Here is a 13,319-nt window from a genome sequence, read left to right as displayed (position 1 = left end):
AGGCCAGCGTATCGGTGCTCAAGGAGTTCCCGGACTTCAATTCCTCGCTCAACCCGGCCAAGGACGGGCTGATCGTCAAGAAATACTGGAACATCGGCTTTGCCTGCGACACCCCGGAAGGCTTGGTGGTGCCGGTGATCAAGGACGCCGACCAGAAGGGCATCATGCAGATTTCCAACGACCTGGCCGCGCTGTCGGCCAAGGCGCGCGACGGCAAGCTGAGCCCGGCCGAGATGTCGGGCGCGACTTTCACCATTTCCTCGCTCGGCGGCATTGGCGGCACCGGCTTCTCGCCGATCGTCAACGCCCCGGAAGTCGCCATTCTCGGCGTGGTGCGCTCGAAAATGGCCCCGGTGTGGAACGGCAAGGAATTCATCCCGCGCCTGATGCTGCCCCTCTCGCTGTCCTATGACCATCGCGTCGTCGACGGCGCGGCGGCGGCGCGCTTTGCGCGCGCCTTGGCGATGGTTCTTGAAGACATTCGCCGGCTGGCGCTGTGAGATCGGGGGATAAAATGGCTCAGGAAATCAAGGTTCCCGATATCGGCGATTTCAAGAATGTGCCGGTGATCGAAGTGATGGTGAAACCCGGCGACACGGTCAAGGCGGAAGACCCGTTGATCGCGCTCGAATCCGACAAGGCGACGATGGAAGTGCCAGCGCCGATGGCCGGCGTCGTCGCGGAAGTGAAGGTGAAGGTAGGCGACAAGGTCAGCGAAGGCACGCTGATCCTGACGCTGGAAGGCGCGGCGGCGGCCCAGGCCGCAGCTCCCGATGCGGCCATGCCTGCCGCCGCGCCCTCCCCGGCCCCCGCCGCCAGCGATTTTCACGCGGAAGTTCTGGTGCTCGGCGCGGGTCCGGGCGGCTATAGCGCCGCCTTCCGCGCCGCCGACCTTGGCGCCAAGGTGGTGCTGGTCGAGCGCTGGCCGGTGCTGGGCGGCGTCTGCCTCAATGTCGGCTGCATCCCGTCCAAGGCGCTGTTGCACGCCGCGAAAGTGATCGATGAGGCGCAGGACTTTTCCGCGCACGGCATTGTGTTTGAAAAGCCGAAGGTCGATCTCGACGCCTTGCGCGGCTGGAAGGAAAGCGTGGTCAAGCGTCTCACGGGCGGACTGGCGGGAATGGCCAAGCAGCGCAAGGTGACGGTGGTGACGGGCCTCGGCGCCTTCGCCTCGCCCAACACCCTGCAGGTGACGGCGGCGGACGGCGCCAAACAGACCGTCTCCTTCGACAAGGCGATCATCGCCGCCGGCTCCGAGGCGGTGGCCCTGCCGTTCATCCCCCATGACGATCCACGCGTCATCGACTCGACCGGCGCGCTCGAACTGGACGGCGTTCCCAAACGCCTGCTGGTGCTCGGCGGCGGCATCATCGGGCTGGAAATGGCCACGGTCTATCATTCGCTCGGCTCGAAAGTGACCGTAGTCGAACTGCTGGACCAGATCATCCCCGGCGCCGACAAGGACATCGTCACGCCCTTGGCCAAGCGGATCGAGAAGCGCTACGAAAAGATCATGCTCAAGACCAAGGTCGTCGCGGTCAAGGCCGAGGAAGCCGGCTTGCGGGTGACCTTTGAAGCCGCCGACGGGAAGCAAACCGACGACGTGTTCGACAAGCTGCTGGTGGCGATTGGCAGGAAGCCCAACGGCAAGCTGATCAACGCCGAAGCGGCGGGGGTAAATGTCGATGAGCGCGGTTTCATCGCCGTGGACAAGCAGCAACGCACAAATGTGCCGCACATCTTCGCCATCGGCGACGTCGTCGGCCAGCCCATGCTCGCCCACAAGGCCACGCATGAAGCCAAAGTCGCGGCGGAAGTCGCCTGCGGCCATAAATCGGCCTTCGACGCGAAAGTGATCCCGTCGGTCGCCTATACCGATCCGGAAGTCGCCTGGGTCGGCGTCACCGAGAACGAAGCCAAGGCCCAGGGCCTGAAATACGGCAAGGCCAGTTTTCCGTGGGCTGCTTCCGGGCGCGCGCTGTCGCTCGGCCGCGACGAGGGCGTGACCAAGTCGATCTTCGATGCGGAGACCAAGAAGCTGATAGGTTGCGGCATCGTCGGCCCCGGCGCCGGCGACCTGATCTCCGAGGCGGCGCTCGCCATCGAAATGGGCGCCGACGCCGAGGACATCGGCCTGACCATCCACCCCCATCCGACGCTGTCCGAAACTTTCGGACTCGCGGCGGAACTGTTCGAGGGAACGATCACGGATCTGATCGCGCCCAAGAAGAAATAGGAGACGATCCAAAGCTGTCATTGCGAGGCGCCACAGGGCGCGCGAAACGCGCCCGTTGTCTCGACGGACGCTCTGCGCAAAGCGCCGAGCTATGGCGACGCGGCAATCCGGAAGCCACAAGGTGGGTCTGGATTTCTTCGCTTCGCGTCGCAACGACGCGTTGCTAGTGGTCGAAACCTAACACTTGGTTCCCGCCAGATTGAGCGCAAAACGGCGGTAAGCGGACTGCATTCAACTGGCCGGCAATGGAAATGGCGGGAGGCTGATCCCATCCTCGCGCGCGTACGGGTCAGGGCGTCGGCGGAAACGGCTTTTGCACCGGCGCAAAGCTCTTCAATTGCGTGGACACATCGCCGCTAAGCTTGATGTCGTATGGATCCAAGGCGAGAATCTCCGATGAATTAGCGTCGAGCTTGCCGAAGTCCACCCAGAACACGGCCGGGCTATTGACGGGCATGACGTAGTAGATCTTGTGAGTCAGGTCGACCACCGTGCCCCACCGTGTAGGCCAGACATCTGTGGATCCGCTGCCGGAAGTATCGACCGCCCCAAATGGGACGGCGACGTTGCGGGCAATCGCGGCAAGATGACTCACCGCCTGATAGGCGTCCGCCGGCTTCGGCAACGTCTTGAGGTAGGATGCGGCGCGGACGAAGCGGCTCGCAGGGTCTACGTCGCCCGGCATCGAGAGATCGCCGCCGAATAGTTTGTAGCGCTTCAGATTGGCGAGTTGCTCGTCCAGCGTTGGCTCGTTGTCATCACGGTGACGTCCTTGCCGTGATGAATGACCAACTTGCCCTTGATGAACTCAAGAACCGCACTGTCGCCAGAGGCATCCTCGAGGGCGAGGTGTAGCGGCCATTCGCGCCCAAGCGCCGTGCTCGAAACGATCCGAACAGCCTTGAGTCCTTCCAGAGCCTCGGCCACGGTGGCGTAGTTGTCCAGGCCATACTGCGCCCACATGAAGTTTGAAAGAGCAGGCCGCTCATCGGCATGCTCGAACTCGGTGTCATGCAAATAGAGGAGATGCGCGCTGAGCCCGGCCTCGTTCATACCGTCGTCGGCGCCGGCGTCGAAGGCGGTCAACACAACACTCGCAAACTTCGAAGTCCACTGGGCCGCGTTGCCCCCGCCAACTCCTTGCCGCGTGACGCCACGTGGCAGATAGACGAGACGCGGTTTTTCATCGACATAAAGATCCCAAGTTCGCACGGCGACGACGGCTTGATCGTTGGTGTTCCAAAGGACGCGACTGCACGCGTTCGCCGGAGATCCGAACTGGAGGCATGCCGCGGCGGCGGCGGCCAAACCGGCGGCCATGGAAATGTGGATTGCCCTCATGTTTGCTTCTCTCAGTGTCGGGATTCCGCGAAATATTCTGCTTTTTACGGAGACGTAACGTAACGGACAACGACCGTTTCAAGACGGCGAACGGTCGGTCGATGGCGCGGGTCGGAGTCCCCTTGCCGGCGATGTGACATGACCGCGAGGGATTTCGAGAAGGTCTTTTCAGAGCCGAATCCCGTCATCGCAATAGGGCTTTTGACCACTAAACCTCGACTTTATTCCGGAAAGAAATGATCCGAGGCGCTGGCCTTGGTCACTTTGGCTGCGCCCGGGTCGTCCTGGGCGGTGAAGGTGACCGGGACCGCCTTGGCCGGAACCGTGCCTGGCGGCGCGCTGACCAGAACCCGCAATTCCAGCGTCTGGTCGGGGCCGACCGTCACCGACGAGCCCGTTCCCTCGCCGACGATATCCAGTTTCAGACCCGGCGCGCCGTCCACCGACAGGTCGATCTTGCGGTCGTTCGGCTGTTTGTTGAGCAGGCGCACCGTATAGCCGTTGCGCACGCCGCCGTCGGCCGTCGTCACGGCGAGCGGATTGCGGTCGTGCAGCACATTGACGCCGAGATTGGAGCGGGTCGTCAACTGGTACAGCATCACCGAGCCGACCAGCGCTATCATCGCCGGATAGATCAGGGTGCGCGGCCGGATCGGCCGGTAGACCGGCGCCAGCCCGTTGGCGCGGCGCTCCACGTTGATGTCGTTGTCGTAATAAATGAGGTGCGGCGGCCGCCCGATTTCCTTCATCACATTATCGCAAGCGTCGATGCATAGGCCGCACTGGATGCAGCCAAGCTGCGAGCCCTTGCGAATATCGACGCCGGTCGGACAGACGGCGATACATTGCTGGCAATCGATGCAGTCCCCGACCTTCTCGCCCTTGTCGCGGGCGTGCGCGGCCTTTTTCACCGACATGCGCGGCTCGCCGCGATCGCGCTCATAGGCGACGTTCAAAGCCCATTCGTCGGTCATCGCCGCCTGGATGCGCGGCCAGGGGCAAATGTAGATGCAGGTCTGCTCCCGAAGATGGCCAGCGAAAACATAGGTGGTGAAGGTGAGAATGGCGATCCAGGTATAGGCGATGGCCGGCGCCTTGAAGGTCAATAATTGCCAAACCAGCGTCGGCGCGTCGTTGAAGTAGAGCACCCAGGCGCCGCCGGTCCACCAGGCGATCATCAGCCAGAGGAAATGCTTGGTCGCGACTTCGCGTATGTGGGGTAGCGTCCAGCCTTTCTTGTCCTTCATGATGCGGTCGCGGCGGTCGCCCTCGACCCAGCGCTCGACGGCATAAAAAAGGTCGGTCCACACCGTCTGCCAGCACAGATAGCCGCACCAGATGCGTCCGGCCACCGCATTCATCAGGAACAGCGTCATGGCGGCGAGGATCAAAAGGCCGGTGAAGTAATAGACTTCCTGCGGCCATAACTCGATGAAAAAGAAATAGAAGCGGCGGTGCGGCATGTCGATCAGCACCGCCTGGTTCGGCAGGTTCGGGCCGCGATCCCAGCGCACGAAGGGCAGAAGATAATAAACGCCGAGGGTGAAGACCAGCAGCGCCCATTTGATGCTGCGGAACGTGCCGTGCGTCGCCTGCGGATAGACCTTTTTCCGCCCGGCGTAGAGCGGGCCGGTAATGATGGTTTCGTCGTTCATCGATACATCCTGAACGCTGCTGGAAAGGCGGGGATCTCAAAAATGTTTACGCCGGCGCTGCGCGGTCGCATTGATCCAGGACACGACGGATAAATATTCGAATGTCACAAAGTGTGTTCGGTCGCCCGCGCCGGATAGCCGGCCTCGGCAATGGCCTTGGCCACGCCGGCGGGATCGGCGACGGCGGGCGTCACCGTGACGGCGCCGGTCGTCAGATCGACATCGACCTCCGATTGCGGAGCCAAACGCTTGATCGCCTTGGTCACCCGCGTGGCGCAATGGTCGCAGCTCATGTTTTCGACCGCAAAAATTGTTTTCTTGCCCTCTGCCATTGCACTGATTCCTCAACGATTTTTATCGCATCGCACAAAGTTTCAGCAGAACATATCAGGAAAGTTATGCTGCAAAGCCCTGTGGATAACTGTGGATAAGCCCTCGACTGTGATATTTATATGCCAGTTTTATGAACGTAATAAAAACGTCATGTCCATTGTCATATTGCGCCGCAAACGCACATCCACCAGTTTCGCCGGAAATTTTCCCCACCCTGCCTTCAGGCGGCGCCACCGGCAAAATGACGCAGTCTGAGCGCATTGGCCAGCACGAACAGGCTCGAACAGGCCATCGCCGCCGCCGCGAAGGAAGGTGTCAGCAGAATGCCGCTTGAGGGATAAAGCGCGCCCATGGCCACAGGGACCAGCACGACATTATAGCCGAAGGCCCAGAACAGGTTCTGCCTGATATTGCGCAAGGTGGCGCGCGAAAGGGCGAAGGCCGTGGCGACTTTTCCCAGGTCCGACGACATCAGCACGACCTGCGCGCTGTCGAGGGCGATGTCGGTCCCTGCCCCCATGGCGATGCCGACGTCGGCGGCGGCGAGCGCCGGCGCGTCATTGACGCCGTCGCCGACAAAGGCGACCGGGCCGTCTTTCGCCAATTCGCGCAGCACCGCGACCTTGCCCTCCGGCCGCCGGTCGGCAAAAACCTCGTCGACCCCGATTGTTTTCGCCACCGCCCGCGCGGTGGCTTCGCGGTCGCCGGTGATGACCGCTGTTTTCAGGCCGAGCGCGCGCAGTCCGGCGACCGCCGCCGACGCCTCGGGCCGCGGCGGATCGGACACGACGCAAAGACCGGCGGCCTGACCATCGACGCTGACGAAAAAGCAGGAAGCGCCCTGCCCGGCCAATTCCTCGGCCTGTTTTTCGAAATGTTTCACATCGGCGCCGAGCTTCGCCAAAAATTCCGCCGAGCCGACGCCGACGTTTTGACCTTCAACCTCGCCGGAGACGCCAAGCCCCGGACGATAGGCGAATTTCTCCACCCCCGGCAGCACGAGACCGCGTGAATTTGCCGCCGCCGCCAGGGCGCGGCCGAGCGGATGTTCCGATTTCGCCTCGACCGCCGCCGCGAGCGCGAGCAGCCGGGATTCCTGGAAATCGTCAGCGGCGATCACGCGGGTCAGCGCCGGCTTGCCGAGGGTTAGCGTGCCGGTCTTGTCGAAAGCCACGGTTTTCACGCCGCACAGGGTCTGCAGGGCGTCGCCCTGGCGGAAGATCACGCCCAGTTCCGCCGCGCGGCCGGTTCCGGTCATCAGGGCGGCGGGCGTGGCGAGGCCCATGGCGCAGGGACAGGCAATGATCAGCACATTGACCGCGCCGACCAAAGCCAGGGCCAGCGCCGGTTGCGGCCCGAGCCAAAGCCATAGCGCGAAAGTCGCCAGCGACAGGAGCAGAACCGCCGGCACAAAGCGCTCCGTCACCTTGTCGGCAAGCGCCTGAATCGGCAAACGCGCGCCCTGCGCAGTCTCGACCATCTTGACGATTCCCGCCAGAACCGTGTCGCCGCCGACTTTTTCCGCCCTGAACGCAAAAGCCCCGGCGAGATTGAGGCTGCCCCCGACAACTGTGGCGCCGGGCTGTTTGGCGACGGGCAGCGATTCGCCAGTGATCAAGCTTTCATCGACATGGCTGGCGCCCTCGACGACCGCGCCGTCGACCGGGATTTTCTCGCCCGGCCGCACCTCGATCACATCGCCGATCCTTAACTCCTCGACCGGCAGGTCGAGACTTTCGCCGTCGCGTCTCACATGGGCGATTTTCGGCTGAAGCCGCGCCAGCTTTCCGATCGCGTCGGCGGCGCGGCCCTTGGCGCGAGCCTCCAGCCAGCGCCCGAGCAGGATGAAGGCGACAATGGTCGCCGCGGATTCGAAATAGGAATGGCGCGTCCCCACCGGCAGGACATCGGGCGCGAAAGTCGCCATCAGCGAGTAAAGATAGGCCGCGCCGGCGCCCAGCGCGACGAGGGCGTTCATGTCCGGCGCGCCGCGTTTCAGCGAGGCGAAGCCCAGGGTGAAAAAGCGCCGCCCCGGCCCGAACAGAATCAGCGTCGTCAGCAAGGCCGAGACGACCATGGGCGTCTGGTGGCCGACCGTGTGGTGGAGAAAAGCGGCGAAGGCCGGCGACATGTGGCCGCCCATTTCAAGAACGACCACCGGCGCGGCAAGGATGGCGGCGAGAATGAATTTGCGGCGTTGGGCCGCCGTTTCCGTCGCTCGAACCTCAAAAGGGTCCGGCGCGTGGGCGCCGAGCGGGCGCGGCTCGTAGCCGGCGCGGCGGATGGCTTCGGCCAGGGCGGGATAATCGACGGCGCCGTCGAGAACCTCGACAAAGGCGCGCTCAGCCGCGAGATTGGCCCGGACCTCGATGACGCCGCGCAGGCTTTTCAGCGCCTTCTCCACATGGGCGACGCAGGCGCCGCAGGTCATGCCGCCGACGCCGATTTCGAAATGCGCGAGGCGCGGCTGGTAGCCCTCCTCCTTCACCCGCGCCGCGAGGTCGGCCAGATCGGCCTGCGGCGTCAGGACAAGGTCGGCGCGCTCAGTGGCCAGATTTACGCGGGCGTCGAGCACGCCGGGGGCGGCTTTGAGCGCCTTTTCGACATGGGCGACGCAGGCGGCGCAGGTCATGCCGCCGATGCGCATCGCGCTGGCCTCGCCGGCCGGCGCCTCGGCGCGATCCAATTTGGCTTCCAGGGTCATTGGTCCGGATAGTGGTACTTTTTAGGGCCGCATTCAACCATCGTCATGGCGTGGCGCACTCCTTAGCCGGCGGGCTCGGCGATGGTTTCGCGCCTCTGTGTTTGGCTGACAAATCAAGATCGGCAAGTCGCCTCCGGAACCAAAGCTTCGCTTTTAGCGTTCGGCTGGATTGGCTCCGGGGAGACGTGGGGCATGATCGATCCAACAGACGGGGCTAACCCTGAAAAACGAAACATTGTCGATGACGCCTTGCAGGGGTCAGCGCAAGTAAACGGGTCGCCAGCGGCTGTTGACCTGCCGATTCTAAGGGCCGCTTATTCGGACCGAACGGCTGCATTGATGGCGCGTCTTGCCGAATTCGCCTATGACGATGAAACAGCACAGGAAGGCGCCAGCAATGCTCCGGCTGCAATTTCCCAGTACGGTTTTCGACAAATAACATGGTTTCACAATGGATATACGGACGGCTGGGCCTATATCGCCGAAGGGGACGAAATGATCGTTCTGGCATTTCGAGGGACTCAATCAAAGAAAAACTGGGACACAAATTTCCACGCTCTTCTCGTACATCCTGACCATACAGATCCCGCCTTGAGGGTTCATTCCGGGTTTTACAGGGCGTTTTCCCTTTTATCCAAAGGCCAAAAAATATCGGAGCTTGGCGTCACAGAAAACATAACCGAAGGTATTTCCAGCTATCTCCATCGTATTATTTCCACGACCGCTCAAGGAAAGCCGATATATATAACCGGACATTCTCTTGGAGGAGCGCTCGCGCAAATTGCCGCCGCTGTATACGGCACAGATCAATTCGCAGCCTGCTATACGTTCGGTTCGCCACGCGTGGGTAACACCTATTTCGATTTGTGGGTAAAAACGCCTAGCTATCGCGTGCTAAACAACGCGGATATCGTTCCCCAGGTTCCGCTTCCCATTATCTACAGGCATTCTGGCGATCCAAGATACCTACCGGCCACAGTGCTCAATGAGCCCTTCCGATTCTCTCCGAATATCTTTCAGCGGGCCGCTCAATTGATTTCTGGAATATTCAAGCTATTGACGCCGCCCCATTCTATTCTTGGCATAGCAGACCACAATATAGGCCAATATGTCCGCAAGCTGGCCCGTGTCGCCGAGACAAGGACCCAGAATAGAATATTCGATCCATCGGCATGATCTGCAAAGTCGAATACCAGACGAAACCTCAATAATCCGCTTTGGCGACCGGCTGCGCGTAAAAAGTGTTGAGAAGGGAGAAACGCGGCTTTGCATTGTCGAGGGCGATGGCGTCGCGCCCGTGCCAGCTGGTCCGCAACAGATTGTAACGCGGATGGATGACGACGAAGGCCAGGCCGCTGTTGGGCAGGAAGGGCATGGTCTTGTCCTCGACAAGCCCATAGGATTTCCAGTGGAAAACGCCCATCGGCGAAATCTTGTAGAGCGTCGTGCCGAGATCGCGCTGGCTGTCGTCCTCCGGCATATAGATCAGCATGGTGAGGACTTTGCGCCGCGTGTCCGGATGCGGCTTGATCGCATAGCCGTCGAAATCGAGATAGGCCACGGGGCGCGGATACATCTTGACCGGCCAGCCCTCGTGGCTGCCCTTCTCCCTGAGGCGAAAACCCTCGTCCAGTCTTACGCGCAAGGCGGCCTCGATTTCCGGCGCCTGCAGCACATCGGACACGAGTTTCCACAAGGCTCGGCGCTCGTCGTCGCCGGCGTCGCAGGAGCCGTCGAACAAAGTGAACTGCCGCCGCGTATTGGCGCCGTTGAGCTGGACGTAATTGGCCGGCTCGGGACGTTTCGCCAGAAGCTCGGCATAAAAATCTTCCGGCCAGAAATGATCGAAGGCCATATGGGGATAGGGTTTCGAAAAAACCCGGGCCTTCATGATCGATTCGACCGCATGGGCCACGAGTCCATCGTAAGTCGCCATTCCCGCCCTCCAAGTCCGCGAGGCGCCCCGCCAGAATGAGAGGGTTAGGACGACAACGGCCGGCGCGCAAGATTTTTGTCGCGCCGGCCTAGAGCCCGGCTCCGATTGAATCGGAGCGGGGCTCTAGTTTTTTGATTGGACGCGTTTTCTTCACGCGAACCGGAGTCCACTTCGCTTGAAAACGCTCCAGTGATGGCGGAAACCGTGTCAGTAAGCGTTTTCCGTAACAGTAACCGGCTGTGCATAATAGGCGTTGAGGATGGTGTGCCGCGCCCTGGTCTGATCGACATGGATCGTGTCGCGGCCGTGCCAGCTGGTCTTCAGCGGGTGGTGGAGCGGAGCGATGACGACGAAAGCTATGCCGGTATTAGGCAGGAAAGGCAGGGTCTTGTCCTCCACCAGCCCGTAATGCTTCCAGGAGATGAGGCTCTTGGGCGAAATCTTGTAAACGGTGGTGCCCAAATTCTTCTGACTGTCGTCCTCGGGCATATAGAGCAGCATGGTCAGGACTTTTCGCCGCGTGTCCGGATGCGGCTTGATGGCGTAGCCGTCATAATCGGCGTAAAGCACCGGGCGCGGATACATCTTGACCGGCCATCACTCATGGCTGCCCTTGGCGCGGATTCGAAGGCCCTCGTCGAGCTTTTCGCGCAAGGCCGCCTCGATTTCCGGGGAGGACAGGACGTCCGACACCAGCTTCCACAGGGCTCGGCGCTCGTCGTCGCCGGCGTCGCAGGAGCCGTCGAACAGGGTAAACTGACGCCTTGTGTTGGCGCCGTTCAGCTGGACATAGCCTTCCGGCTTCGGGCGCCTGGACAGAAGCAGTTGATAAAAGTCCTCAGGCCAGAAATTCTCGTAAGCCATATGCGGATAAGGCTTGGAAAAAACCCTCGCCGCCATGATCGACTTGACGCCGTGATCGACCAACTCCTGATAACGGGACTCCGCCATCCTCCCTCCTCCCCAATCCGTGTTGCGGCCAATGGAACGGGAAATATCGGGACAAGCCAGCGCGCCGCCTTGATCTGGAGCAATGTGCGAAAAACTGGACGCCGGTTGTTTGCTGGCGCGGACCTCCGTTTCGTAAAAACATTGGGAAAACAAGGGAATCCAGTGATGAAAATCACACCCTTGGCGCCACGAGGCGATGACCACGTTCGGCTCTTTGCAGTCTTACCACATGAACGGCCGCCGGCGGCTGTCGTACACTTAGAGGACGTTCCGATAGCGAGATAAACCAGTGCTTTAGCGGTTTTCCTCCAGCCCGGCATCTTTCGATGCCGGGCATTTTTAGCCAATGTCCACGAACCTTTAGTTTTGGGTGGCGATCTTGACCGGCGGAATCGTCCAGCTTCCATCAAGAATCGACGGGCTCTTGGGATTGGGCCAATACATGCGCAGCATCAGCACGAACTTGCCCGCCGGCGCCGGAAGCCAGTTGGATTCCTTGTCGGAACCGGGCGAGTCGTGCTGGATCAGCAGATCGACAGAGCCGTCGGGGTTCGCCTTGAGGTTTTGCCGCGCGCTGATCGAATAGCGGTTGATCGGATTGGCGACGAAGAAGTAATTCTCGTCATACACGGTCAGCGACCAGAAGCCCTTGGCCGGCGGCAGCTGTCCCTTCGGGAAACGCATGACATATTTATTGGCGCCGTCATATTTGCGCGCGAGCAAACCACCGCCGGATTTGAGCGAGGTCGGATAGACGGCGTCCTCAGGCCGGTTCGCGCCGAGGCCGATTGCCGTGACCAGCGCCCGCTGAATGTAATCCGTCCCGTAGAGGCCGGTTTTCGTCGTATAGCGCCAGCCGTTGACGTTCTTGATCTCCGGGCCGGTGATGAAATGCAGCATGATCCGGTCGAAGGACAATTTCGGCACGCGGTTCAACACCGCCGGATCGGCGGCGGAGGGGTCGAAATCCTTACCGGGCGCAATGCCGATCTGCGCCAGTTTGGGCAGGATCGGGGCGTCGGCGGACGCGGGCGGATTGACTTTCAGCAAGTCGGCCAGCAGGCGGAAATAGTCCACGCCGCTGAGCGCGTTGACCTGATCGCGCACCGCCGTCTTCATGTCGATCGACGCGTCAACCTTGTTCGCCGGCGGCGTCCAGTCCTTGCCATAAGCGCTGAGGGGGATGACCTTGCAGGCGTCCTGCAGCGCGTGGACGGCGGCGTAATCCTCGGGCGTGCCGGTGCAGTAGATGCGACCGAGAATCCATACGAGCGCGGTCGGCGATTTATATTCGACGACACCCTTGGGAAGCGTCCCCTTCCAGTCCGGCCCGGTGATGGCGTAGGTTTGCGCGGCGGTTCCCGTGGTGCGCGTGCCGGGGACCTCGAACACGTCAGTCCAGCCGCTGAGCATCGGGAACAGGAAATAGCGGTCCTTGAAATCGGGAAGACTGACGATCCACGGCTCCTTGCCGACATCCAGCCATGCGCTGGTGTAGAGCGTGTCGGCGTTGGGCGCGGTCACGTCGCGATAGCTTGCGTCGGGATAGGAACGCAGGCGCACGAATTGCCCCATGGGCGCGCGGGTCGCCTCGGCGGCGGCGACATTGGTCATGACCCGGCGGGTCATTTCCATCGTCACCAGCGGATAACCGTAAATATAGGCTTCCGACGCATCGCGAAAATCTTCGACGTCACCAACCAACTCGTTGAAAAGGCCTTCCGTGCGAGCGGGCGTAAGAGCCGAGCCGGCGCCAAGCGCGCCGAGCCCCATCGCCATAGAACGTCTTGAAATCTCCATTTTTTCACCCCGATCAGAAGTTTTGAAGGATGCTTAGCGGCACGATTCGGTAACATACCGACCCAAAATACGGCAAGGGTGACGTTTAAGTCAGACGTCCGGTCTGCGCCGACCGAATTGCGCCAGGCTTCTTTTCCCAAGGCGAAGATCCAGCAATGTTCGGAATGCGTAACCCGGCCTTCGCGCTTTAGTCCGGTATTCCTCCCGAACCAGACTTTCGGCCGTCGTCCCCTTACCGCCATTCTGGGTCATTCCGGGATGGGAAATAAGCGTCAGGTTTCGACCACTGGAGTCGATTGCGATTCGACCCAGGCGCAACCGACTCCAGGTCAGCTTCGGCGCGATTTTCGCAAAATTACGGAT

General features: G+C 61.3%; 13 protein-coding genes. 3 read left to right on the top strand and 10 right to left on the bottom strand.

Going from position 1 to position 13,319, the window contains the following annotated elements; genetic code table 11:
• Together ACLP2E_RS05270 and lpdA are read left to right on the top strand one after the other, a co-directional pair.
• A partial coding sequence (locus ACLP2E_RS05270; protein ID WP_442465346.1) for a 2-oxo acid dehydrogenase subunit E2 occupies positions 1 to 500 on the top strand: 500 nt, incomplete at its 5' end.
• Positions 501 to 514: 14 nt separating this feature from the next.
• Positions 515 to 2,236, top strand: a complete 1,722-nt coding sequence (gene lpdA / locus ACLP2E_RS05265; protein ID WP_442465345.1) for a dihydrolipoyl dehydrogenase — start codon at positions 515 to 517, stop codon at positions 2,234 to 2,236.
• 289 nt (positions 2,237 to 2,525) lie between these two features.
• On the opposite strand, the gene ACLP2E_RS05260 is transcribed toward lpdA, so the two are convergent.
• The 5 genes from ACLP2E_RS05260 to ACLP2E_RS05240 form a co-directional block, all read right to left on the bottom strand.
• Entirely contained in the window at positions 2,526 to 2,957 is a 432-nt protein-coding gene (locus tag ACLP2E_RS05260) for a linear amide C-N hydrolase (RefSeq protein WP_442465347.1), read from the bottom strand.
• Positions 2,954 to 3,577 (bottom strand): linear amide C-N hydrolase, encoded by a 624-nt coding sequence (locus tag ACLP2E_RS05255; protein ID WP_442465344.1) that lies wholly within the window; start codon positions 3,575 to 3,577, stop codon positions 2,954 to 2,956. Before ACLP2E_RS05255 ends, ACLP2E_RS05260 begins: the two co-directional genes overlap by 4 nt.
• 221 nt (positions 3,578 to 3,798) lie before the next feature.
• Positions 3,799 to 5,232 carry a cytochrome c oxidase accessory protein CcoG gene (gene ccoG, locus ACLP2E_RS05250; RefSeq protein ID WP_442464148.1) on the bottom strand — a complete coding sequence of 478 codons (1,434 nt, stop codon included), beginning with the start codon at positions 5,230 to 5,232 and terminating at the stop codon, positions 3,799 to 3,801.
• Positions 5,233 to 5,336: 104 nt separating this feature from the next.
• Positions 5,337 to 5,564 carry a heavy-metal-associated domain-containing protein gene (locus ACLP2E_RS05245; protein ID WP_442465343.1) on the bottom strand — a complete coding sequence of 76 codons (228 nt, stop codon included), beginning with the start codon at positions 5,562 to 5,564 and terminating at the stop codon, positions 5,337 to 5,339.
• A 221-nt stretch (positions 5,565 to 5,785) separates the two neighbouring features.
• Positions 5,786 to 8,269, bottom strand: coding sequence for a heavy metal translocating P-type ATPase (locus ACLP2E_RS05240; RefSeq protein WP_442465342.1), 2,484 nt, complete (start codon positions 8,267 to 8,269; stop codon positions 5,786 to 5,788).
• A 192-nt stretch (positions 8,270 to 8,461) separates the two neighbouring features.
• On the opposite strand from ACLP2E_RS05240, the gene ACLP2E_RS05235 reads away from it, so the two are divergent.
• The gene (locus tag ACLP2E_RS05235; protein WP_442465341.1) at positions 8,462 to 9,445 is read left to right on the top strand and encodes a lipase family protein; all 984 of its coding nucleotides are present in this window, start codon (positions 8,462 to 8,464) and stop codon (positions 9,443 to 9,445) included.
• Between the two features lie 28 nt (positions 9,446 to 9,473).
• On the opposite strand, the gene ACLP2E_RS05230 is transcribed toward ACLP2E_RS05235, so the two are convergent.
• From ACLP2E_RS05230 to ACLP2E_RS05210, 5 genes are all read right to left on the bottom strand, one after another.
• Positions 9,474 to 10,205 carry a hypothetical protein gene (locus tag ACLP2E_RS05230; protein WP_442465340.1) on the bottom strand — a complete coding sequence of 244 codons (732 nt, stop codon included), beginning with the start codon at positions 10,203 to 10,205 and terminating at the stop codon, positions 9,474 to 9,476.
• A 207-nt stretch (positions 10,206 to 10,412) separates the two neighbouring features.
• Positions 10,413 to 10,790: a hypothetical protein gene (locus ACLP2E_RS05225; protein ID WP_442465339.1), complete on the bottom strand. Its 378-nt coding sequence runs from the start codon at positions 10,788 to 10,790 to the stop codon at positions 10,413 to 10,415.
• 12 nt (positions 10,791 to 10,802) lie between these two features.
• The gene (locus ACLP2E_RS05220) at positions 10,803 to 11,156 is read right to left on the bottom strand and encodes a hypothetical protein (RefSeq protein ID WP_442465338.1); all 354 of its coding nucleotides are present in this window, start codon (positions 11,154 to 11,156) and stop codon (positions 10,803 to 10,805) included.
• Positions 11,157 to 11,516: 360 nt separating this feature from the next.
• Positions 11,517 to 12,956, bottom strand: a complete 1,440-nt coding sequence (locus ACLP2E_RS05215) for a DUF1254 domain-containing protein (protein WP_442464155.1) — start codon at positions 12,954 to 12,956, stop codon at positions 11,517 to 11,519.
• 90 nt (positions 12,957 to 13,046) lie between these two features.
• On the bottom strand, positions 13,047 to 13,319 hold a 273-nt coding region (locus ACLP2E_RS05210), incomplete at its 5' end, for a hypothetical protein (RefSeq protein WP_442465337.1).

This window comes from Rhodoblastus sp. (assembly GCF_052145335.1).
GTDB lineage: Bacteria > Pseudomonadota > Alphaproteobacteria > Rhizobiales > Beijerinckiaceae > Rhodoblastus.
Note: the sequence above shows the minus strand (reverse complement) of the source record. Positions and strands in the feature narration are given on the sequence as shown.